Genomic DNA, 24745 nt, shown 5'->3' with positions numbered 1-24745 from the left:
TAAGAGAACTGAAGTCGTTAATGTTCGATTCTTACCAGAAGAGATTCAAATGCTTAGGGAAGAAGCACAATCTAAGAATATCCCTTTATCAACTTATTGTTATTTGATTATTAAAAATGCAATAGAGCATGATCAGATAAAATAATCATAGCCAACTAAGTTCCCTAATTCCATATATTGAAATGAATAGCTTTTATTAGCTAGGGGATCTTTTTATCTAAATTTTATCAATCAATTACTAAAACTTTGGTTTTAGTGATTACGGGATTCTTTTGCCTGAAATATAGGAAAACTCATGTCAGAGAAAAAAGAACGACAGAAGAAACAACATAATCCAGAGCTATTAACTAACACCGCTTTGGTGAAAGAATGTTTGAGAAAGTGGCAGTTAAATACTTCAGTCTCAGATTTTTGCGTCATGGTTGGTTATAAAAGCTATTGGTGTACCGTTGATGATACGAAGTTGCAGATCAATGATTCTACAATTGAGTTAAGCACGTTTGCAAAGCATATTGCACTAGCTGAAATAGCTAATTGTTCTATCACAATCCTCTATTCACAAGTGGAATCAGGCTCGGAAGAATGCATTTATTATTTAGAAATTGCTCAATCTAAGACGAAAAGAGCTAAAAGTGCCTTTACTGCGAAGCAATTGGCAAGTAAGTCAGATTTTAAGCAGAAGATCATGGCAACGCTTTCAGGTGCCATTTATACAGGCAATACAGAGCAGTTAAATAGCATTTTCTTGGATCAAGCACCATTAGCCAAAACAGTAAAAACGATACCTTACATAGGTTATTTCACTGATATTCAAGCCTATATTTATAATGATTATGCAGTTTATCAAGGAGAAATATATCAAAAAAATACAGATGATTTTTTTGTTTTACCTCATTGCTATGTCAAAAGCACTTTTGATTTATCAAATTTTGATCCAAGCATTGACTATAAGAATGAGTGGTTAGAAGCCTTTATTGAAGTATTTGGTGACAAAGGGCTGGTAGCACTCAGCTATTGGATGCTTTCTCTATTTGCAGAGCAAATACGTTATAAATATGGGATGTTTCCATTTTTAGAAGTAACAGGTGACGCAGGTGCAGGTAAATCATTATTGATTGAATTTTTGTGGGCATTGGTGGGTCGTTCATCCTATGAAGGGATCAATCCAACCACATCAACTAGAGTAGGACGTTCTCGAACATTGGCACAAGTATCAAACTTACCAGTAGTGTTTATTGAAGGGGATATTAACGATCCAAACAGTAGCAATAAGCATAAGCAAAAAACCTTTAGTCCTGAAGAGTTAAAGCCATTATTTAATGGGCGGTCACCTCGTACGAAAGCTAATAAAGATCATACAAATATTACAGATGATGAGCCTTTTAAAGGTTCTGTAGTGATTTCTCAGAATCAGAAGGTGTCAGGCTCTGAAGCCATTTTATCTCGATTGGTTTATTTGCACTTTGATCGTTCACAACACAGTGCACAATCACGAGAGGCTGCTAGTTATTTAGCACGTTTATCAGTTGAAGAAGTTTCAGGGTTTTTATTCTATGTATTGAAGAATGAACAGCTCATTATGGATATTGTTGATCGGACTTTTCAAAGTAATCGTGATCATATTATGGCATTGCCAAATGTCAAAATGGAACGCATAGGGTCTACTCATAGTTTGATGCTATCAGGTTTACAGGCTTTATCTGAGATTCTACCCATTACTGATAATACTAAACAAAAAGTAATGAATTTCATTGATCAGATTGCTATTGAACGAGAGCGTGATCTTGTGAGTGATCATCCTGCATTAGATCAGTTTTGGGATGTTTATGATTATTTTGAAGGATTAGCAAAAGCCAATGATCCTTGTCGGCTTAATCATTCGCCTAATGATGATGAAATTGCCATTAATCTTAATGAATTCTTTGCCCATGCAAAGCTTAATAACCAATCACTTGAGGATATCAAACTAGTTAAACAAATCATTGAAAAGTCAGTGAGACGTCAATTTATCGCAGTCAAAACAGTTCGCAGTCTTATCGCATCAAAACCGATGCATTGTTATGTATTTAAAAAATAAGGAGAAGTTATGAATATTGAAATGGAACATCATTTGGTTAAGAACGGTCAGTCTTATATTTTAGTGAAAAGTGATAAGTGTCTATCTACTCAGGCATTGGCAGATAAGTTTGATGTCCATGTGTCTCATATCAGAAAGCACATTGTAACTTTACTTGATTTTCCAGCACCTATTCATTTTGAGGAAAAAAGTCATCCTAGATGGCTGGAATCAGAAATTGACTTATGGTTACAAACTAGAAAAAAAGTAAGGGAGTGGTAAATGGGCAGTATTCGTAAACGCGGCAAGGCTTATCAAGCTAGAGTTAAAGTTACTAGAGATTATAAAGAAATTAATGAGTCAAAAACTTTTGATTCTAAATTGGAGGCTCTGAAATGGATGGAAATACGAGAAAGCCAGATCCGTATTGGTAGATCTAAAGGTATTGATAATCGGCATACATTACGGGAGGCTTTAGAGCGATATGCGGATGAAGTCACACAATCTAAAAAAGGTGCTAGATGGGAAATATTACGCATCAAGGCAATGCTTCGAGACCCAAATTTACCAGTGGATGCGCGGCTTGAGCATGTAACGATAGATGACTTATTGAATTGGAGGCAGCAGAGAGAGGTTGGATCTGCTAGTAAGAATAGAGAATCATCTTTGTTAAGAGCAGTATTTGAAGTTGCACGCATGGAATGGCGTTGGGTATTAGAAAACCCAGCAAAGGATCTGAAAAGATTAAAAGAACCACCGCCAAGAGATCGAAGATTATCCGATCATGAAATTGATCTCCTGTGTGAAGAGTTTGGTTTAGATCAGGATAATCCTATTGCCATTACTCAAAAGCAAAAAACAGGATTGATTTTCTTATTTGCGATTGAGACTGCTATGAGACAGAGTGAAATTACAACATTAGATTGGGCACAAATAAATCTTAGACGGAAATTTTTAACATTACTTGAAACTAAGAATGGTGATAAGAGAGATGTGCCGTTAAGTAGAAGAGCCATTGAGTTACTTGAAGTAATGCAGCCAAAACGATCAGGTGAAGTATTTGCTATTACATCAGGAGTGGTCAGCACGTTATTCAGAAAAGCGCGAGATAAATGCAAAATCGAAAATCTAACATTTCATGATACACGGCATGAAGCATGTACTAGATTAGCTGAAAAGCTTAAAGTTTTAGATCTTGCAAGAATGATAGGGCATAGAGATCCACGTTCTTTAATGATTTATTACAACGCTACAGCGACTGAAATTGCAGAGCGCTTAGATTAATTATATTTAAATGAAAAGGTGATCCATGTGGTCATCTTTTTGTCATTACACATCAAAATAATATAGGTGGAAAAATGAAAAGACTAACTGGATTGTTGAAGAATATTGGTTTTATGCACATTGCAATACAGGGGAAAACGAGAAGTAAAGAGCATGTTATTGATTCTGTTTTAGATCGACAGAAAGGTATCTATATTATTGTTACAGATCGAATTATCACACAATATGAATGGGAAAATTTTTCATCTAGAGCTTTTGATAACTCAGTTATGTCATGGAATGGATTTGGTTTAGCAATGACAGACCATATTTTATATGTAGGGGCATCTAGTAAACATTTAAAAGGGGAAATTGATAGACACACAAGAGGATCTTCTTATGAGAATAGGGGATTGAAGCTAGCTGACTATAAATGCCCTGAATTTAATTATATGATTCATGCTTTTTTTCCTGACCCAAACCAGGGTTATTGTGGGATTGATTTGGATAATCTTGAGGATTTAGTGAAAAAATATTTAAAGCCAGTGGTTGGGAGGATATAGCTAATTATGTTTATACAATCGACATGTTGTCATGATGTGTCGATTTTTTTTGATTTTTTAAACATGTTCTGTTGATATGTCGATTGTATCAACATATACTCTATTCAATAATTAAAGGATAAAGTATGACCTGGATCGCGGATAAACCCTACAATAATTTGCCATTGTTGCCACCAAATGTAGATTTGGAAACTAAAGAAGTGCTCAAAGCGTGTATTAAAGCGCGTAGTGCATTGGCTGAATTAAATCAGGCAGGGAAGTTATTGCCCAATCAGGGATTGTTGATTAATCTTTTACCGATCTTAGAAGCACAAGGCAGCTCTGAGATTGAAAACATTGTCACAACGACGGATAAGCTCTTTCAATATGCAGATGAAGAGAATAATGCAGATCCTATGACCAAGGAGGCTTTAAGTTATCGTCGTGCTTTATACAATGGCTTTCAGTCATTAAAAGATATTCCTTTATGCAGCCGCACAGCCATGGATGTATGTAGTACTTTGAAGAATAGCAATATGGATGTGCGCAAGCAGCTAGGTACAGCATTGCTTAATAGCAGTAATGGTGAGGTCATTTATACACCTCCCGCAGGTGAAGAGACGATTAGAAACTTACTCAGAAATTGGGAAATTTTTTTACATGGCTCTGATGATTTAGATCCTCTGGTTAAACTTGCTGTTTTACATTATCAGTTTGAAGCAATTCACCCATTTATTGATGGTAATGGTCGTACAGGCAGGATTTTGAATATCTTATACCTAATAGAGAAAGAGCTTCTAACCTTGCCAATTCTATATTTGAGCCGTTATATCGTGATGAATAAAAACGATTATTATCGTTTACTATTAGATGTGACAACTAATGGTCAATGGGAGTCTTGGATTTTGTTCATGTTAAGAGCCGTTGAAGACACTTCAATCTGGACTAAAAATAAGATAGCAGCTGTGACTTCATTGATTGAAGAAACCGCTCAATACATAAAAGAGAAAGAGCCAAAAATATATAGTTATGAATTGGTGAATATTTTATTTGAACAGCCGTATTGCCGCATTAGTAATCTCGTCGATAATGAGATTGCGAAACGCCAAACAGCCTCTACATATCTTCAAAAGCTTTGTGATCTTGGTGTATTGATCGAGCATACAGATGGGAGAGAGAAGTTATTTATTAATAATAAATTGATTGCATTGATGAAAACATAAATATAAATAGGAAATATTTAGATGATTAATGACACTAAGTTGTTAGATTTGATTAAAAAAAATCAACCAATTAAAGCAAGAGAATTAATTAAAGTATTATCTAAGGAATTAAATATAAAAATTGAACGTAGTGAAATTAATTCTCGTTTATATAAATTAAAAGATAATAACTTACTCATGACTAATAAAAATTATGAGTGGTTTATATCTGAAGAGGTATGTAAATTGAAGGATACTGAACCCAAAATGATAGCACAGGACCAAAACTCTATAGAATTGTTAGTACCGCAGGATATTATACATAAAGAAGCAAATAATAGTGGTTTTTCTTATTCTTCTTTAGAAGCTGTCAGAAGTAAACTTTTGGATTTATCGCGTAAAAATTCTTTATTAAATTTTAGATTCACGAAAACTAGTACGATAAGATTTGTAGAGTGTGATCTACAAAGAACGCTTGATGCATTAGTCAGTAATGCCACTTTAACTATGGTTGCATTGAAAGAGCCATCAGATAAAGCTTTACAAGCGCTTGGTTATGAGTTAGATGAAGAGGGAAATTTTAATGGTAAATTATTACCTGAAGAATGGGCTAAAAAGCAAGGAATAAATATTGATTATGATTTGAAAAATTTTATTATATCTGAAGATAATCGTTTTAAAAAACAATTACAAACTTTATATTTTCCAGATGTTTTTGAAAGTTGTGTTAGAAAATTAAGTCAAGAAAATAAGAGTTCTGTTGAGGAAAGCGGAATACATACGTTGTATTTAGTTTTTGGATTTATAGAGTGGTTCGAGAGCCGAGACTCAAATGAATCGTCTCTTGCTCCTTTAATTACAGTTCCCGTTGATTTTAAATTATCTGGTAATAAAGCTTTACTTACATTTAAAGATGATGGTGAATCATTATTAAATCTAACATTTAAAGAGAAATTAGAGCATGACTTTGGTCAGATTTTACCTGAATATAATCCCACAGAAATTACGTTAAAGGACTATTTTTCTTCTTTAATTAAATTATTTGATGAAAATAGTTTGCCTAAATGGAAAGTGAGGGAATTTGTTTGTTTGACGACAAAAATTAATTTTTCTAAGCAGGTAATGTATCAAGATTTAGATCCTAGTAATTGGCCAATTGAGTCATCTATAGAAAATCATCCAGTAATTCAAAAGCTCTTTGCACGAGAAGGTGTAGAGGATGGGCGTGGCTCTTTAGGTCATACTGAAGAATATAAAATTGATTCTATTAAAGATATAGAAACAACATTTCCCTTAATTTATGATGCTGATAGTTCTCAGCATAGCGCTTTAATTGACGCAGTTAAGGGGCGTAATCTTGTTATTGAAGGGCCACCGGGAACAGGTAAATCACAAACCATTACAAATTTAATAGCAGCCTGTATTAATAATAATTTGCGAGTATTATTTGTTGCTGAGAAGATGGCTGCATTAAATGTTGTAAAAAACAGATTGGATCGTGCTGGAATTGGTGAGTTTTGTCTTGAATTGCATAGTCATAAGGCTAATAAAGCATCTGTGTTAGAAGATTTAAATTCTGCACTTCATCGTGCACCAGTAAAATCTAAAACTAAAATTGATGAAGAAATTAAACACGTTAATAGTTATAAAGAACAGTTGAATCATTATGTTAATCTAATGAATACAGTGTGGAAAGATACTGGATTAACTATTGCTCAGATTTTTTCAAAAGCAACAAAATTAAAATTAACTTTGGAAAATGATATTGTGCCTCTGCATGTTATGGATTTAGATGGTAGCACTTATAATTCAATGATGGCACGACAATTAGAAGATCGTATTAAAACTATTGCAGAAATTTGCCAGAAAATAGTACAACAATCAGAGAATGATATTGTTCTGCATCCCTGGTATGGAGTTGTAAAGAATGATATTTCTCAAAGAGAATTGAATGATTTTAAAGATCAGTTAGATACTTGTAATAATGCATTAGATCAGATTATGGCTGAATGTAAGAAGATCGAATCAGAAGTATTTGTAAACTTTAAAGATTTATCTCTATCTTATGATGAAATGAGTCATTTCCTAGAAAAATTAGATCAATTTCCTGACATTTTAGAGTCGGAGGATTTTGCTTTAATTGAAGCTGTTTTAGAAAATGATATAAATATGGATTTACTTTTGTGTTATCAGCATTGTGTTATGAGTTTTCAGGAGCTGAACCAATTTTTTAAATCTCATCAAATGTTAAACAAGGACACATGCTTTAGCACTGAATTGATGCTGAAAAGATTAAATGAATCAGGATATTTATTTGCAAATAAAGTTAGTGATTTATCTAAAGAAATCATTGAAATTAAGACGTTGTTAGATTATGGACAAGTGCTGCATGTTGAACTTGAAAATTTGAAGAAGATATTACCTGAAACGATGCAGGATCTAGCCAATGGAAGTCTTTTGAATTTACAAGAGATTGATAAATTTGTAAAAATTATTGCCTTACTTCCAGAAGATCTCCTCGATATGCGTAATGATGCATTTTTACGAGAATCAATTAAGCCTCAATTATTTGAGCTTATAGATTGCGTTGTGCTTTTAAAAGCACAATTTGAGCAATTAAGTATTCACTTTAAACTTGTTGATTTACCTTCTGTAAATGTAATGAAGGAGCATTTTAGAATTTTAGAACAGGGTGGATTGTTTAGTTTTTTATCATCAGACTGGCGGAATGCTAAGGACTTTTTTCAAGCATATAGTGTAAGTAATAAAATTAGTGCTAAGAAATTAAAAGATTTAGTCCCAACCTTAATTGATTATAGAGAAAATGAACTAAAGATTAAATCATTAGTACAAAAAAGTAGTTTTTTACGTAAAATTTATCAAGGCGTAGAAACCAATACAAATGGATTGCTATTATTGATTGATTGGTATAAGACTTTACAAACTACTTATGAGCAAGGAGTTGGGCACAGAAGAAATTTAGGAAAAGAGCTGAGAGAATTATCCGCTGATATTTTGAAAGATATTCAATATACATGGGAATGTTCATTTGAGTCTAACTATATTGAGTTTGTAAAATTACATCGTTTTATTCAGCAACGATTTACTGAATCTAAAAGTATAGTAGATGCAGCTGTTTATGTTAATGATACCCAAAAAGGTTATTATTCATTATTAATGGGGATTGAACAGGCATTAGAGAATTTCAGTTCAACACTTGAAACATTGAATGTTTCTTTAGATGATGTTGATTCAAAAGTTTATATTCTTAAACAAGAAAATAAAAAGGTAGCATTACTATCTGAAGCATTGAAAAATAACCGATTTTTGGCGCCTTATATTTCCGAGAATATAAAAATTGAAGATTTTACATTAGAAAAATACAACGCAATAGCTAGAGTGCTGGAGATTATACAGTACATTAAAAATCTACCTGATCTAGTAGTGAATCAATTTAAGCAGCATTGTTATTATGGCTATTTTCAGAAATGGTCAATGTTGAGTAGTACCTCTATGCTGACGAAATTACATGGAGAATTAAGAGAAATAATTAACCAGTTAGATCATACATCTTTAATTGATTTAAATGATTGGTACTTGATTGATCAAAGAAATTATCATGGTATAAGAAGTAAAAATAATAGAGCACTGAGTCATCCAAATGATTTGTACTCATGGCAAGAGTTTTTAAAGATTCTAGAGAAAGAACAAAAGACAAATTTATCTGTAGCATTAGATTCTGTGTTGAAAAATGAGGTTCATCCAGATCAGCTTTTAACTGTATGGTTATATTCTGTTTATACCCAATTAGGTAATGAAATATTAAAAGAATGTGAAATAGTAGATGGTTTTAGTAGTTTTGAACAAGAAGGTTTGAGACAACGCTTTGTTGAGGCAGACCAAAATTTATTGAAGCTACAACGAGAAAGAATTATAGCTAAAGTATCCGATAAACAGGCACCAATAGGTGTGGGTACTGGTATCGTACGTGCTTATACAGAATCTTCATTAATTAAACACGAAATCAGTAAAAAGACTCGACATCTTCCCATCAGAACCTTGTTATCTAGAGCACAAGAGGCTATTCAAACTTTAAAGCCTTGTTTTATGATGAGTCCAATGTCTGTTGCACAATATTTAGAGCCAGGTAAATATCAGTTTGATATTGTTATCATGGATGAAGCTTCTCAGATCAAACCTGAAGATGCAATAGGGGCCATAGCACGTGCTAATAGTTCAATTATTGTTGGGGATCCTAAGCAATTACCACCAACTAGTTTCTTTCAGAAGGGAAATGCTGATGCCGATGAATTTGAAGATGATCAAACCTCGGTTGAAGTAACAGAAAGTATATTAGATGCTGTGATGCCATTATTTACTAATCGTAGGTTGAGATGGCACTATCGTTCACGTCATGAAAAATTAATAGAGTTTTCTAATTACCATTTTTATGATAATGATCTTGTAGTTTTCCCATCACCACATAATCAAAATGATTCATTTGGCATTGATTATCGGATGGTATCAGGTCTATTTTTGGAAAACATAAATATCAAAGAAGCTGAATCTATAGTAAAGGAAACCATAAGACTTTTATCTGAAGAAAATTCAAAAAGTATTGGTATTGTTGCTATGAACTCTAAACAGAGTCAGTTGATAGAAGATCTATTGGAGTCTGCGATCATGAGTGATCCATATATCAGACAAATTTATGAACAAAAACAGCAGAGTGAGGAGCCTATATTCATTAAAAACCTTGAAAACGTACAAGGTGATGAGAGAGATATTATTATTATATCTATGACATATGGTCCTAAAAGTGAGGGTAGTAGCACACCTCAAAGATTTGGTCCAATTAACTCCGATGTAGGATGGCGTCGTTTGAATGTTTTATTTACACGAGCTAAGTGTCAAATGATTATTTTTTCATCGATGAAATATAGTGATATCTTAATCGATGGTAAAAAAAGTCGTGGTGTTCAAGCACTAAGAGATTTCTTAACTTATTGTGAAACCAATCAAATAGCATCACATGTGAATATTGCTGATGATCGTGGACCTGATAGTGATTTTGAAATTTCAGTGATAAAAGCATTACATCAGTATGGTTATGAGTGCCGTCCTCAGTTAGGGATTGCAGGATACTATCTAGATTTAGCTGTTATTAATCCAAATAATCCAGGTGAATATTTACTTGGTATAGAATGTGATGGTGCAACATACCATTCAGCTAAATCTGCAAGGGATCGTGATCGATTACGTCAGCAAGTTTTGGAAGGACTAGGGTGGAGAATAGAGAGAATTTGGTCTACAGATTGGTTTAAACATCCTGAACGTGAAATTGAACGAATTGTGAATATATTGGATACATTACAAAATCCTCATCAGATTATGAAAGTCTAAGATATATAGTAAATTGTGGGGATGCTGTCCACATTCTGCCCCCATCATGTAAAATTCCTTATGATAGTAGCATTAGGTAAATTCATGCTTATCAATATGATAAGTAGTTATAAGGCGTGATATTTACCTCTGATTTACTACCTATGTCCACCATATAAAACATCTAAGCCCTTGTTATTCAAGGGCTTTTTTGTTGCCTAAAGCTTTCTTGTCCCAACTTTTGTCCCATTTTAAAAAAATAATTATGAAATCATTAGTAAAAATGAGGGGTTTGAGAGATTGTTATGATTAAAATTACGCTAATCAATAAGCCATATGATAAGTATCAGTTCAATACAACGAATCACTGACAATCGGTAGTTTTTGTTTGGATTTTTATTTGTTGCTGTTATAGTAATTCAGCTTTTTGACATGAGCGTTAGTCATAAAAATTACAAGTCATTAATACAAAGGTTGGATGAAAAAGTTAGCATTATTTTTACCCTTATTAGTCATTGCATGCAGTGCAGAAGTGAAACCAGTTGAATACTATGAAAACAATATGGAAGAAACAAAGGCGGTATTAAAAAAATGTGAGGTGACGCAGGGCAGTCAGAATGATCAAAACTGTCTTAATGCTAAGAACGCCAGTCGTAATAAATATATTGCAGAGCAGTTTAAACTCCCTTCATGGGCTAAGATGTATGAGGAATAACCAATATTGACCCATATATGTTTATGAAATCGACACGTTGTCATGATGTGTCGATTTTTTTTGATTTTTTAAACATGTTCTGTTGATATGTCGATTGTATCAACATATACTTTATCCAATAATTAAAGGATAAAGTATGACTTGGATTGCTGATCAACCCTACAATAACTTGCCATTATTGCCACCAAATGTAGATTTGGAAACTAAAGAAGTGCTCAAAGCGTGTATTAAAGCGCGTAGTGCATTGGCTGAATTAAATCAGGCAGGGAAGTTATTACCCAATCAGGGATTGTTGATTAATCTTTTACCGATCTTAGAAGCACAAGGTAGCTCTGAGATTGAAAACATTGTCACAACGACGGATAAGCTCTTTCAATATGCAGATGAAGAGAATAATGCAGATCCTATGACCAAGGAGGCTTTAAGTTATCGTCGTGCTTTATACAATGGCTTTCAGTCATTAAAAGATATTCCTTTATGCAGCCGCACAGCCATGGATGTATGTAGTACTTTGAAAAATAGCAATATGGATGTGCGTAAGCAGCTAGGTACAGCATTGCGTAATAGCAGTAATGGCGAGGTCATTTATACACCCCCCGCAGGTGAAGAGACGATTAGAAACTTACTCAGAAATTGGGAAAATTTTTTACATGGCTCTGATGATTTAGATCCTCTGGTTAAACTTGCAGTTTTACATTATCAGTTTGAAGCAATTCATCCATTTATCGATGGTAATGGTCGTACAGGTAGGATTTTGAATATCTTATACCTAATAGAGAAAGAGCTTCTAACCTTGCCCATTCTATATTTGAGCCGTTATATCGTGATGAATAAAAACGATTATTATCGTTTACTATTAGATGTGACAACTAAGGGTCAATGGGAATCTTGGATTTTGTTTATGTTAAGAGCCGTTGAAGACACTTCAATTTGGACTAAAAACAAGATAGCAGCAGTAACTTCATTGATTGAAGAAACCGCTCAATACATAAAAGAGAAAGAACCAAAAATATATAGTTATGAATTGGTGAATATTCTATTTGAACAGCCGTATTGCCGCATTAGTAATCTCGTCGATAATGAGATTGCGAAACGCCAAACGGCCTCTACATATCTTCAAAAGCTTTGTGATCTTGGTGTATTGATCGAACATACAGATGGGAGAGAGAAGTTATTTATTAATAATAAGTTGATTGAGTTGATGAAACAATAAGCAAGAGTATAAAAGTGCATGACCAGCATGTTTTATTCAATTAAGTATTTTGGCGGTGGTGTTGGTAATAGCTATTACGCGCAACTGCTTACTTTCCTTCTGTCTTTTGAAATGTTCACAAAATAAGAAACATACATGCCAAATGAATAGATTAAATCTGGCTAAGTAAACGAGAGAGCGACTGTAACACGTTCATTTATTTCTTCTGTAATGTTATTGTACGTCTGTCTAATTGCCGGGTAATATAATTTATATCCTAAGTCGGAGAAATAGATCATGACCACAAAAACAGAAAGAATTGAGGCAATATTTTTGCCAGAAGTCAAAAGATCAGCTGAGCGTGCAGCCTTGGCTACTGGGGTGACTTTAACGGAACACCTATCTAAGTTAGTACAAGAAAATGCACCAAAAACTTTCAATGCTTATCATGAGATCGTATTAACTAATCAGCAATTTGCTAATTTTTTAGAGACTTGTGAAGTCGTACAACCACCTAGCAAAAAAATCAAACAAGCAGCTGCACTTTTAGACAAAGAGGGATTTTGAGAATATTCTGTTCCACCCAATGAATTCAAAATAAAAAATACGAGCTAGGCAGGGCAGTCAGAATAATCAAAATATGTTGATGAAATCGACACGTCGTCAAAACGTGTCGATTTTTTTGGATTTTTTAAACATGTTTTTTGTATCGGTTGCTTGCATCAACGCAAAATAATTTTGTTATGATATGCATATTCAGTCTTTAATCACCGTATGCAGATTTTGCATGCAAAACCGAGAATCTCTCATGACACAACAAACTAAATTCTATCTTGAAAATCATCCTCATGTTGCTTTAAATGATCTATTGAAAATGGTGGGCATTGCCGACACAGGCGGGCGCGCAAAATTGATGGTGGCAGAAGGCAACATCAGCGTAAATGGCACCATTGAACTTCGTAAAACTGCCAAAATCCAAGCAGGCAGCATTGTCACAGGTGCAGGCTTTGAAATTCTGGTCTGTGAAGGCTATGACGCATAATTAAAAATCGGCCATGTGCCGATTTTTTTATTCATTCAGCAAAGATGTGGAAGACTTAGAATATAATATCGATATAAGAATCGTGCGCGTGATTGATTCAGGGCCTTTTAGAACAATGTGCAATGAATGATAAATACTTGAGTCAGAGCTCAATGCACTTAAAATAAGCGCGGAAAAAAAGGAATAAACCACCGCATTTTTTTCGTTTGAATCACCTAGGTAATTTTGTTGTTATAGAACCATTCTACAACATGATAAGGCATTTGCCGCCTCGGAGGATTCAACCATGCAAGTGACATCTGCGCTCTCAATTGTGCATCCCATTTTACTCTCACACGGTCAAAATGCCACTGTATGGGATACAGGTGGGCAAGCGTACATTGATTTTATTGGCGGCATTGGCGTCCTCAATTTAGGGCATTGTCATCCGAAAATCGTGGCGGCGATTGTGGATCAAGCCCAAAAACTCACCCATTATGCCTATAATGCAGCGCCTCATGGGCCGTATCAAGCGTTGATGGCAGCGCTCTCAAACTTTATCCCAACACGCACCCCAATGATGGGCATGCTGACCAACTGCGGGGCAGAAGCCACAGAAAATGCCCTTAAAATTGCACGCATCCATACGGGACGTACGGCAAGCATTGCCTTTGATGGTGGTTTTCATGGTCGCACATTGGCCGCCCTTAATTTAAATGGCAAAGTCGCGCCTTATAAGCAAGGTTTAGGACCATTGCCGGGTCCTGTGTATCATTTGCCTTTTCCAAGCCCAGACAATGGCATCAGCTGTCAGATGGCGATTGCGGCATTAGAGCGCCTCATTCAGGTGGAAATTGATGTCAAAGAGATTGCCAGCATCTTTGTGGAACCTGTGCAAGGTGAAGCAGGCTTTCAGCTGTTAGATCGTGACTTTGCACGTTATCTGCGCTCATTTTGTGATGATCATGGCATTGTATTGGTGTTAGATGAGATTCAATCGGGCTTTGGTCGCACAGGTAAACCCTTTGCCTTTGAGCATTTAGGGATTGAACCAGATGTATTGTTACTGGCTAAAAGCATTGCAGGCGGCATGCCCCTTGGCGCGGTGATGGGGAAACCTCATTTGATGGACAATCTCCCTAAAGGCAGTTTAGGTGGCACCTATTCTGGCAATCCCGTGGCGTGTGCTGCAGCATTGGCCACCATTGAAATTCTCTCAGATCGCGATTCTCTTAAGCATTGGGGCGCGCATTATGAAAAAACCGTCAAAGCCCATCATGCCCAGTGGCTCAAAGAAGGCTTGACCTGCGTTGCACCTTTAACCGGCATTGGCGCAATGCGTGGCATTCCTTTGATCACAGAAAATGGCGAACCGAATGAAAAACTATTGGCGGAATTATTACCGATGGCACGTGAGCGTGGCTTATTGCTAATGCCAAGCGGTAAACATCGCAACATCATCCGCCTTTTAGCCCCTTTAACCATAGAGCCTGAACAATTAGAAGCAGGCCTGACCATTTTAGGCGATTGCCTACACACCATAACCAAACCATCGATGGAGAAATGATATGTCTAATGCTGTATTTGTCTCGCCGGATGTGATCCGCGCACAGTTTTCTGCGGCGATGTCCGATATGTATCAAAATGAAGTGCCCCTGTATCGTGATTTGATGAATTTGGTGTCCGATGTCAATGCGGCCACATTGCAAGAAGATGGCAATTTGTATGATCGCCTTTTACAAACGGGCGAGCTTGAACGCTTAGATGAAGAGCGCCACGGTGCGATTCGTGTGGGTACCGCCGAAGAGCTCAGCACCATTCGCCGCCTTTTTGCCGTGATGGGGATGTATCCTGTGGGGTATTATGATCTAACACCGGCCGGTGTGCCTGTGCATTCCACAGCATTTCGTGCCATTCATGAGGACGCACTGAAAATCAGCCCATTTCGCGTGTTTACATCATTATTGCGCTTAGAGTTGATTGATGATGAAGCGCTGCGTGAAGAAGCAACGCGCATTTTATCTGAGCGCAATATTTTTACTGAAAAGGCGTTGCGTTTAATTGATCAACATGAGCAAGCCGGTGGATTGACCGAAGCAGAAGCTGCTGAATTTGTGCAAGAAGTGTTAGAGACTTTTCGCTGGCATGCCGATGCGACAGTGACGGCAGAGCAGTATCAGAATCTACATGATCAACATCGCTTAATTGCCGATGTGGTGGCATTTAAAGGGCCGCACATCAACCATTTGACGCCAAGAACGGTGGACATTGATGTGATTCAGCAGCAGATGCCTGCGCGCGGCATGAATGCTAAAGCCGTGGTGGAAGGCCCGCCGCGCAGACGATGCCCAATTTTATTGCGTCAAACCAGCTTTAAAGCTTTAGAAGAGGCAGTCTCTTTTAAAAATCAGCCAACGGATGATACTGGCAGCCACACGGCACGCTTTGGGGAGATTGAGCAGCGCGGTGCTGCATTGACGCCCAAAGGTCGCGCTTTATATGATGAATTTTTGAATAAAACGCGTGCAGAAGTGCCCGTCACCACTGAGCACAATGCCGATGAATATTATGCGGCGCTTGAAAAGCATTTTGCAGCCTTTCCGGATGATTATGCAACGCTGCATGATCAAGGTTTGGCCTTCTTTGCCTATTATCCTACAGAAAAAGGGTTGGCCAATCGTGGGCAATACTCAAAAGAGATGAGCGCTGCAGATTTAATTGCCGCGGGTGCCATCACTTATGAACCCATTGTATATGAAGACTTTTTGCCAGTGAGTGCGGCGGGTATTTTCCAATCGAATTTAGGGGAAGGGGCACAAGCTGATTATGCACAAAATTCAAGCGAAGCGAAATTTGTGGCGGATTTAGGTGCCGCTGTCATTGATGAGCTTGAGATGTATGCCGCCTCACAAGCCCGCTCATTAGAAAAATGTAAAGCCGCTTTGGGCATGGTGTAAAATTTCGTGGATCATCTGAATCGGCGCTCTGTGCGCCGATTTTTGTTACAATCATGTCAATTTCCATCACAACATTAGAGCAATAAAAGATGAAATGACATGAAGTGAGAACAAAATATCATTTATAAAGACACCACTGGTTATTTGATGTGCGAAGATGCCTGAACCAATTGCTTTAAGACAGGCGCTGCATTGGCTTGATTTGACAGTCACCCATTATCTCGGATATTCTCTATTAATAAATAAAAAATTAATTTATTTTTAATTAATTTTTATATTAAACGACAGATTTTAATTGACATAATGCAGTTCGTTTATGGGTGACTACAATGAGAAAAACCTACACAAAAGTTGTACGCACGGGCGTGATGCTCCTAGCGCTGATGATTCTGTCAGGCTGTGACCTTGCGCTCTTTAATCCGAAAGGTGAAATCGCCGAATATGAAAAGTGGCTCCTGATCTTCAGCGCCGGCATCATGCTGCTGGTGATCATTCCATGCATCATCATGGCGGTGGTATTCCCATGGTGGTTTCGTGAATCGAATACTAAAGCGAAATATCACCCTGAATGGCGTGAATCGAAAACCCTTGAAAAATTCATGTGGGGCGTGCCGATTGTCATTACGGTGATTTTAGCGTTCATCGTGATTCAAAGCACCATTGACCTCAATCCGAAAAAGCCCATTGAATCAGAGCATGATGAATTGGTGATCGAAGTGGTTTCGATGGATTGGCAATGGCTCTTTATCTATCCTGAAGAGGGCATTGCCACCATCAATGAGCTCTATTTACCGGTGGATCGACCGCTTAAATTCCGCTTAACCTCTCAAACAGTGATGAATGCCTTTTTTGTGCCGCAATTGGGCACGCAGCTTGATGTGATGAGCGGCATGGAAAACGTGTTGCACTTGATTGTCAATGAGCCAGGGCGCTTTCAAGGGGCATCGTATGGTTACAGTGGCGCGGGTTATTCTGACATGAAATTTCCAGTGATTGCTGTGCCAATGGCGGACTTTGATGCATGGGTATTAAAAATGCAGAGTACGGATAATCATCCGCTCACTTGGGCAAAATACCAAGAGATGGTGAAAGCTCAGCCCATCAATGCACCAGTGCAATATTTCCATCCCATCGATAAGGGCATTTATTTACGCATCATCGGGCAGTTCATGGATCTTAAAGAACTGGAAGAACACATGATGCACATGCATCACATGCCTACCTCTCAACCCTAAGGAGCCAAATATGTTTGGACGATTAACCATTGATAGTATTCCATGGAGCCATCCCATTCCCTTAGCGGCGTTTGGCTTCATCATTTTAGTGGTGTTGGCGGTTTTAACCACCATCACTGTGACGCGCCGTTGGGGCTGGCTCTGGACGAACTGGCTCACCACAACAGATCATAAACGCATTGGCATCATCTACATCATTGTGGCGATTGTGATGCTGCTGCGCGGTTTTTCCGATGCCATCATGATGCGCACACAGATGGCGCTCGCCTCCACGGGTGATCGCGTGGGTTATTTACCGCCAGAACATTATGATCAGATTTTCTCAGCCCACGGCGTGATCATGATCTTCTTTATGGCGATGCCATTCATCATTGGTTTGATGAACATCATCATTCCGCAGCAACTTGGGCGTCGCGATGTGGCATTTCCTGTGTTAAATGCGGTCAGCGTTTGGCTCACCGTTGCTGGAGCGATTTTAATTAACTTATCCCTCGGGATTGGTGAATTTGCCAAAACAGGTTGGGTTGCGTATGCACCGCTCTCTGAAAGCTTATACAGCCCGGGCGTTGGCGTGGATTATTATATGTGGAGCATCCAGATTTCGGGGCTTGGCACCACATTTGCTGCCATCAATATGTTTGTGACCATTTTACGCATGCGCGCGCCTGGCATGAAGATGTTTCAGATGCCGCTCTTTTCCTGGTCAACCTTCTGTACGTCCATTTTGATTTTAGCGACATTCCCCATTTTGACGGCAACCATGCTGCTTTTGGCGCTTGATCGTTACTTAGGCTTTGAGATCTTCACCAATACATTGGGCGGCGGTAGCCAAATGATGTATGTGAACCTCATTTGGGCTTGGGGTCATCCTGAAGTGTACATTTTGATTTTGCCAGTCTTTGGGATCTTCTCAGAAGTGGTGTCAACTTTTAGCCGTAAATATCTCTTTGGTTATAAAGCATTGGTTTGGGCGATCATTGCCATTTTATTCATGTCGCTGACTGTATGGCTTCATCACTTCTTTACGATGGGCGCAGGGGTGAATGTGAATGCCTTCTTTGGCATTACCACCATGCTGATCGCGATTCCGACAGGCGTGAAGGTCTTTAACTGGCTGTTCACCATTTATCGTGGGCAAGTGCGCATGGAACCGCCAATGTTATGGGCAGTGGGTTTCTTGGTGCTCTTTGTGCTTGGGGGAATGACAGGTGTGATGCTTGCGATTCCGGGCGTGAACTATTCTGTGCATAACACCATGTTTGTGGTGGCGCACTTCCATAATACGATCATTGGCGGCGTTGTTTTCGGCGTCATGGCAGGTTACAACTATTGGTTCCCGAAAGCCTTTGGTTTCAAACTTAATAAAGGCTGGGGTGTGGCATCGTTCTATCTTTGGTTCTTTGGCTTCCTCTTTGCCTTCGTTCCGCTCTATTTAGTAGGCTTTGATGGCATGCCGCGCCGCGTGAGTCAAAACATTGACTATCGTTATGGACCGTATTTAGTGGTGGCGTTCTTTGGTGCTGTGATGATTCTCGTTGGCATCATCACTATGTTGATCCAGCTTTTTGTAAGCATTAAACATCGTGAACAGTTGCGCGATGAAACGGGCGATCCTTGGAATGGCCGGACATTAGAATGGTCGATTCCATCACCGCCCCCTGCATATAACTTTGCGGTGATTCCTGAAGTGGATGACATCGACATGTTTTGGAAGCTCAAACAAGAGGGCAAAGCGTATGATCCGCATCGAACTTATGAGGACATTTATGTGCCCAAACATACCGCCCTTGGGTTTGTGTCAGGCGGTGTTTTAGCGGGATTAACAGCCTTCTGTTTGGTGTGGAGCATTTGGTGGCTTGGCATCATCTTCTTTGGCGCGGCGATCATCTTCTGGATTGTGGAAAGTTTCCGCGAACATGAAGAGGTGAGGATTCCGAAAGAGAACATTGCCGCTGCCGATCAAGCCTTTTTACAACATGTTCAGCAATATCAACTGGCACAAGGAGGTCGCTCATGATCAATGCCATCAACAGTCAAGAGATCAAAATGCGCCAATTAGAAGAGAGCGCCCACAATAAGATCTTTGGCTTTTGGATCTATTTAATGGCCGATGCCATCATCTTTGGCACATTCTTTGCGGTGTTCGTGGTGTTGGTGCGAAATACAACCGATGGACATACGCCACAAAGTTTATTTGATCTTGGCAATGCTTTTGTGGAGACAATGGCGCTCTTAACGAGCAGCTTAACGTGCGGGCTTGCGATGCTCTCTTTAAATGCAGGGCGCATCAAGCAAACTTTGTGGTTATTGGTGGCGACTTTTATCTTTGGCGGGATTTTCCTCACCTTAGAAATTCGTGAGTTCATCGGCTTTATTGACATTGGCGCAACACCCCAAAGCAGTGGATTTTTATCAGGCTTTTTCTCTTTGGTGGGACTCCATGGTTTTCACTTATCCATCGGGATGATCTGGATGCTGGTGATGATGTTTCAATTGGCGTTTAAAGGCTCAACATTAGAAACACGCACGCGCCTTAAGCTCTTTAGCCTCTTTTGGCACTTTTTGGACATCATTTGGATCTGTATTTTCTCCATCGTTTATTTAATGGGGGTATCACTATGACCACAAATAATCGCTCAGATTTGATTCACTATTTGGTGGGTTATGGCTTTTCCATCGCATTGACTTTAGCGGCGTTTGGCACAGTGGTGTATTTGAAAGATGTGGTGGCCATTGGCTTATTGGCATCGATCATCGCCGTGTGTGGCATCACGCAGATTTTTGTGCAGATCGTCTATTTCCTACACATCAAAAAATCAGACAATGATGGCTGGAACGTGGCATCTCTGTCATTTACCGGAATCATTTTATTGATCGTCATTGGCGGTTCAGGTTGGGTGATGTATTACCTACACATGAACATGATGCCAGAGTTACCGATGTGACGCGCATGCGCCCGTATTTAAAGCTCATTAAGCATGGCATCATTTTAGGTAATTTGATGCCAGTACTGGCAGGATTTTTGCTGGCCTATGGTGCTGTGGGGCAATGGCAGGGCATGCGCTTACTGTACACTTTGATTGGCATTACGGGCGTGATGATTTCTGCCACTGTGTGGAATAACATCATCGATCGTGACATTGATCGGCACATGGCGCGCACGAAAAACCGTCCATTGGTCAATGGTGAAATTTCGTTAGAAATGGCCGTTGCCATTGCGGTGATCGCATCGCTTGTGGGTTTTAGTGTGCTCTATGGTTGGGTGAATCCACTCAGTGGCCATTTAGCGATGATTGGCTTTGTGGATTATGTGATTTTATATTCGCTCTTTTTTAAGCGCAATTCACGTCTTAGCATTGTGGTGGGCAGCATTTCTGGTGCGGTGCCGCCTTTGGTGGGTTATGTGGCGCTCAAAGGGCAATTAGACATGACGGTGGTGTGTTTATTCATCATCTTTTCGACATGGCAAATTGCGCATTCTTATGCGATTGCCCTCTATCGAAAAGCCGATTATTTGGCCACCAAAATTCCGATGCCGCCGCTCTTTATCACATTTGAGCGCACACAAATGCGCATGCTTGCTTATGTCAGTGCCATGATTTTGGCGGTGCTTTATTTAGCAGCGTTTGAGGTGCGAGGTTTTTGGTTGCCAAGCGCGATGGTGATCACAGTTGCCGCTTGGTGGATCAGCTTACAGCGCCCGATTCATAAAAGCGAAGAAGCGTGGGGTAAGCAGCAATTTTTAAATTCTTTGTGGGTCATCATGGCGCTTTGTCTATGGATGATGCTCACAGCCCTTTAGGAGGAAATGATGACAGAACGATTGACCACAGTGAAAAGTGCAAAAGATGCTTTTGGCGAGTTGCCAAGAGGGATTCATCACTTAGGTGTGACGGTCCCGGACATTGATGCCGCCACGACATTTTTCCGTAAAGCCCTCGGTGCAAAATGGTGTTATGACGGTTTAACCTTACAAGATGAACCGCGCGGTGGGCAAATTGTTGAGTTGCAATTAGGTTTGCCAAAGGGCGCGAAGATCATTCGTCAGCGCATGCTCAGAATTGGCAATGGACCTGGGCTTGAGCTCTTTGAAATTAAAGCGCTAGAGCAGCGAAAGCCTTTGCGTTTGTGTGACTTTGGCATCAATCACATGGCGCTTTATTGTGATGATCTAGAAGCATGTGTGGCGCGCATTCAAGCCGCAGGCGGGCAGTTATTGGATCAGATCCATGGCAATTCGCGCCATGAAGACAGCGAAGGCAATGGCAGTATTTATGCATTATCGCCTTGGGGCATGTTGATTGAACTGCAATCGATTCCGAATGGTTATTATTATGATGAAGATTCCGAAGCCACCGCATGGCTGCCTGCGCGTCGTGGTGGATGATCAGAAAGTGTGAAAACTTTGACATTTATCAATGTTTGCAAAGTGTGGTATCATGCGCGCGAGTGAGGATTCATCCCCACATCGATACTATTGAAGGAGTTTATATGCGTTTAAAAAGTTTATTATTATGTGTGCCATTTGCTTTGAGTTTAGCGACTGCGGATACAAAAGCAGAAGCAGTGATCACACATAAAATGGACAATTTCCCAATTGCTGAATCTGTAGAGATCAATGCGGGCAAAGACATCATCTTTTTAAGTGGCAAAGTGCCAACGAAAAAAGCTGCCGATTTACCAAATGCAGAATTGGCATCTTACGGTAACACAGAAGAGCAAACCATCAATGTGTTAGAACAAATCCAAGCGCATTTGGCTCAATTAGGCTTAAGCATGGAAGATGTGGTTAAAATGCAGGTGTTCTTAGTGGGCGGCGAAGAAACTGACGGCACGATGGATTTTAAAGGCTTCATGGATGGCTATACCAAATTCTTTGATGGTAAAAGCAGCAAATTGCCAGCGCGTTCTGCATTTCAGGTGGCTAAGTTAGCAAACCCTGCATGGCGTGTAGAAATCGAAGTGACTGCGGTTCGTCCGTAAGCATTCGATGAAAAAGCCTTGGGACGCCAAGGCTTTTTTTATGCCTAAAATTTAAGGCGCATCCACTTTTGATAAGAATTGATTGATGGCACGCACCACAGCATCGGTTTTTTGGGCATGCACCCAATGACCTGCACCTGCAATCACTTTTGCCTGCACATTTGGCAATTGCGCAGTGATCGCGGCTTGATCTTTACGGGAAACATACGGTGAATCACCGCCCACAATGAATAAACAAGCACCGTTCCATGGGGCAATGGTTTCCCAACCCACAATGTTCGCATATTGATTCTCTAAAACTGGCACATTGAATTTCCATTCACCTTTGCCCGCGCGAAAGGATTTTAATAAAAACTGAATCACAAAGGGCTCGTCTAAATATTCAGCCATCGCAGCTGCGGCGATTTTACGATCCGTAATGCCTTGAGCACTCACCGCTTTGAGGGCAGCAAAAATCTCACTGTGACGATTTTCTTGATAGGCAACAGGCGCAACATCAATCACGATTAAAGCCGTGATGCGATCATTCATCATTTCTGTCATGCGCATGGCGATTTTTCCGCCCATTGAATGGCCAATGATGATGGCTTTTTCCACATTGAGGTGATCAAGCAGCGCCACGACATCTTTTGCCATCTCGCCATAATTCATGACATCTGTGTGAAAGGATTCGCCATGATTGCGCACATCCACTTGAATGGTGGTGTAATCAGCAAGGGCACGGGCGATCATGCCAAGGTTGTTCATGTCCCCAAATAGACCATGAATGAGCACAATCGGGGTGGCATGTTGAGGATTGTCTGGCTGTGTGATTTTATGATTGAGTAATGTATGCATAATTGTGTTTAAAATGAAGGATCATGGCAGAATTCTAACATAATGCATCACAATGGCGCATTATGCTCTATGCTTTAACCATGATTCATCCACAATAAAGAAAGATAGAATAATGAACAGTACAGTCATCATATTTTTATTGGTTTACACCGTCATGGCGTTAGGGAAGTTTCCAGGGCTCAAACTCGATCGCACGGGCGCGGCGCTTGTTGGGGCACTTGCCATGTTGGTGATGGGCGCAATCAGCGGTCAAGAGGCATGGAATGCCATCAGTTATCCAAGTTTAGGGTTATTGTTTGGTTTGATGGTGGTATCGGGGGCGTTTGGCGTGTCTGGCTTTTACCGTTTTGCCGCTGAGCGTGTGGCGACGTTAAAAGTGAGTCCGCCAAAATTACTCGCCATTTTGATTGTGGTGTCGGGCGTTTTATCCTCAGTGTTAACGAATGATGTTGTGGTGGTGGCAATGACGCCACTTTTGATTGCAGTCACATTGTCGCGTGGTTTAAACCCGGTGCCATTTGTGTTGGCATTTTGCTTTGCTGCAAATACAGGATCAGCGGGCACATTGATCGGCAGCCCACAAAACATGATCATCGCACAGCAGTTAGAACTCTCATTTACAGGATTGTTAAAGGTTGCAGGCGTGCCTGCTGTATTGTCGCTGTTGATTGTATGGGCGGCGATTGTGCTCATTTATCGCAATCGTTGGGATCTGCCGCCGTTTTATCGTAAAAGTCATGACACATCGCCGAATGTGGCGGTGCTCAACACCTTAGAGACTGCTAAAGCCCTCATTGTGACGGTGGCGGTGATCATTGCATTTATGCTCAACATTTGGCCGCAAGCGATTGTGGCACTTGCAGGTGCGGCGGTGTTGCTGATGAATCGCAAAATCTCTTCTCAAGATCTGTTAAAAGAGGTGGATTATAGTTTGCTCATTTTGATCATGAGTCTATTTGTGGTCAATGCGGCGATGGCAAAAACAGGATTGCCACAAGCACTGCTCGGTGATTTAAAAGCAATTGGCTTGAATCTCAATGATCCTTTATCCCTCTTTTTCTCAAGCGCTGTCTTGAGCAACATTGTGGGCAATAATCCTGCGGTGATGCTTCTTGCGCCGTATGTGCATGTGGGCAGCAATGCCGATGTGTTAGGTGCTGCTTTAGTGCTTGGCACAGGTTTTTCCAGTAATTTAATCGTGTTTGGCAGTTTAGCGGGCATCATTGCTGTGGAGGAGAGCGCAAAATATGGCATCATGATCTCCTTTAAAGAGTTTGCCAAAGCCGGCGTGCCAGTGGCTTGCGTCTGTTTAGCGATGGCGGCGGCATGGATTGTTCTGTTAAATCTCATCCATTAGGAG

General features: G+C 39.5%; 21 protein-coding genes. 20 read left to right on the top strand and 1 reads right to left on the bottom strand.

All coding sequences use genetic code 11. The annotated features are described in order from the left end of the window. Positions 1-295: 295 nt before the first annotated feature. From B9T10_RS04140 to B9T10_RS04050, 19 genes are all read left to right on the top strand, one after another. Positions 296-2077, top strand: a complete 1782-nt coding sequence (locus tag B9T10_RS04140) for a hypothetical protein (RefSeq protein WP_094537926.1) — start codon at positions 296-298, stop codon at positions 2075-2077. Positions 2078-2086: 9 nt separating this feature from the next. Then, positions 2087-2338: a helix-turn-helix transcriptional regulator gene (locus tag B9T10_RS04135; protein ID WP_094488292.1), complete on the top strand. Its 252-nt coding sequence runs from the start codon at positions 2087-2089 to the stop codon at positions 2336-2338. Continuing rightward, entirely contained in the window at positions 2339-3340 is a 1002-nt protein-coding gene (locus B9T10_RS04130; RefSeq protein ID WP_094537925.1) for a tyrosine-type recombinase/integrase, read from the top strand. Positions 3341-3414: 74 nt separating this feature from the next. Next, the gene (locus tag B9T10_RS04125) at positions 3415-3882 is read left to right on the top strand and encodes a hypothetical protein (protein WP_094537924.1); all 468 of its coding nucleotides are present in this window, start codon (positions 3415-3417) and stop codon (positions 3880-3882) included. A gap of 125 nt (positions 3883-4007) precedes the next feature. Continuing rightward, positions 4008-5084, top strand: a complete 1077-nt coding sequence (gene fic / locus B9T10_RS04120; protein ID WP_094537923.1) for a protein adenylyltransferase Fic — start codon at positions 4008-4010, stop codon at positions 5082-5084. Between the two features lie 21 nt (positions 5085-5105). Next, on the top strand, positions 5106-10466 hold the full coding sequence (locus tag B9T10_RS04115; RefSeq protein ID WP_094537922.1) for a DUF4011 domain-containing protein: 5361 nt from the start codon (positions 5106-5108) through the stop codon (positions 10464-10466). 457 nt (positions 10467-10923) lie between these two features. Continuing rightward, positions 10924-11160: an EexN family lipoprotein gene (locus tag B9T10_RS04110; protein ID WP_094537921.1), complete on the top strand. Its 237-nt coding sequence runs from the start codon at positions 10924-10926 to the stop codon at positions 11158-11160. 136 nt (positions 11161-11296) lie between these two features. Beyond that, positions 11297-12373: a protein adenylyltransferase Fic gene (fic, locus tag B9T10_RS04105; RefSeq protein ID WP_094537920.1), complete on the top strand. Its 1077-nt coding sequence runs from the start codon at positions 11297-11299 to the stop codon at positions 12371-12373. Between the two features lie 276 nt (positions 12374-12649). Beyond that, positions 12650-12919: a type II toxin -antitoxin system TacA 1-like antitoxin gene (locus tag B9T10_RS04100; protein WP_094537919.1), complete on the top strand. Its 270-nt coding sequence runs from the start codon at positions 12650-12652 to the stop codon at positions 12917-12919. A 241-nt stretch (positions 12920-13160) separates the two neighbouring features. After that, a complete protein-coding gene (locus B9T10_RS04095) occupies positions 13161-13394 on the top strand; it encodes an RNA-binding S4 domain-containing protein (RefSeq protein WP_094488304.1) in 234 nt (77 codons plus the stop codon). A gap of 286 nt (positions 13395-13680) precedes the next feature. Further along, positions 13681-14940, top strand: a complete 1260-nt coding sequence (locus tag B9T10_RS04090; protein WP_094537918.1) for a 2-aminoadipate transaminase — start codon at positions 13681-13683, stop codon at positions 14938-14940. 1 nt (position 14941) lies between these two features. After that, positions 14942-16330, top strand: a complete 1389-nt coding sequence (gene hglS, locus B9T10_RS04085) for a 2-oxoadipate dioxygenase/decarboxylase HglS (RefSeq protein WP_094537917.1) — start codon at positions 14942-14944, stop codon at positions 16328-16330. A 329-nt stretch (positions 16331-16659) separates the two neighbouring features. Continuing rightward, the gene (cyoA, locus tag B9T10_RS04080) at positions 16660-17565 is read left to right on the top strand and encodes a ubiquinol oxidase subunit II (RefSeq protein ID WP_094537916.1); all 906 of its coding nucleotides are present in this window, start codon (positions 16660-16662) and stop codon (positions 17563-17565) included. 10 nt (positions 17566-17575) lie between these two features. After that, the gene (locus tag B9T10_RS04075) at positions 17576-19582 is read left to right on the top strand and encodes a cbb3-type cytochrome c oxidase subunit I (RefSeq protein ID WP_094537915.1); all 2007 of its coding nucleotides are present in this window, start codon (positions 17576-17578) and stop codon (positions 19580-19582) included. Then, a complete protein-coding gene (gene cyoC / locus B9T10_RS04070) occupies positions 19579-20187 on the top strand; it encodes a cytochrome o ubiquinol oxidase subunit III (RefSeq protein ID WP_063455115.1) in 609 nt (202 codons plus the stop codon). The genes B9T10_RS04075 and cyoC overlap by 4 nt, the downstream gene beginning before the upstream one ends. Beyond that, the gene (gene cyoD, locus B9T10_RS04065) at positions 20184-20510 is read left to right on the top strand and encodes a cytochrome o ubiquinol oxidase subunit IV (protein WP_008315211.1); all 327 of its coding nucleotides are present in this window, start codon (positions 20184-20186) and stop codon (positions 20508-20510) included. The genes cyoC and cyoD overlap by 4 nt, the downstream gene beginning before the upstream one ends. Before the next feature lie 5 nt (positions 20511-20515). After that, positions 20516-21367: a heme o synthase gene (gene cyoE / locus B9T10_RS04060; protein ID WP_094488308.1), complete on the top strand. Its 852-nt coding sequence runs from the start codon at positions 20516-20518 to the stop codon at positions 21365-21367. Positions 21368-21376: 9 nt separating this feature from the next. Further along, entirely contained in the window at positions 21377-21952 is a 576-nt protein-coding gene (locus B9T10_RS04055) for a VOC family protein (protein WP_094537914.1), read from the top strand. A gap of 104 nt (positions 21953-22056) precedes the next feature. Continuing rightward, the gene (locus tag B9T10_RS04050; RefSeq protein WP_008315207.1) at positions 22057-22548 is read left to right on the top strand and encodes a RidA family protein; all 492 of its coding nucleotides are present in this window, start codon (positions 22057-22059) and stop codon (positions 22546-22548) included. Positions 22549-22599: 51 nt separating this feature from the next. On the opposite strand, the gene B9T10_RS04045 is transcribed toward B9T10_RS04050, so the two are convergent. Continuing rightward, positions 22600-23385: an alpha/beta fold hydrolase gene (locus tag B9T10_RS04045; protein WP_094537913.1), complete on the bottom strand. Its 786-nt coding sequence runs from the start codon at positions 23383-23385 to the stop codon at positions 22600-22602. 112 nt (positions 23386-23497) lie between these two features. Between B9T10_RS04045 and B9T10_RS04040 the strand changes: the two genes are divergently transcribed. Then, positions 23498-24742, top strand: coding sequence for an ArsB/NhaD family transporter (locus B9T10_RS04040; RefSeq protein WP_008315204.1), 1245 nt, complete (start codon positions 23498-23500; stop codon positions 24740-24742). The last annotated feature ends 3 nt before the right edge of the window (positions 24743-24745 follow it).

It is taken from the genome of Wohlfahrtiimonas chitiniclastica, from assembly GCF_002252325.1.
Taxonomy (GTDB): domain Bacteria; phylum Pseudomonadota; class Gammaproteobacteria; order Cardiobacteriales; family Wohlfahrtiimonadaceae; genus Wohlfahrtiimonas; species Wohlfahrtiimonas chitiniclastica.
The sequence above is the reverse complement of the archived record's forward strand: the minus strand, read 5'-3'. Positions and strand labels throughout refer to the sequence as shown.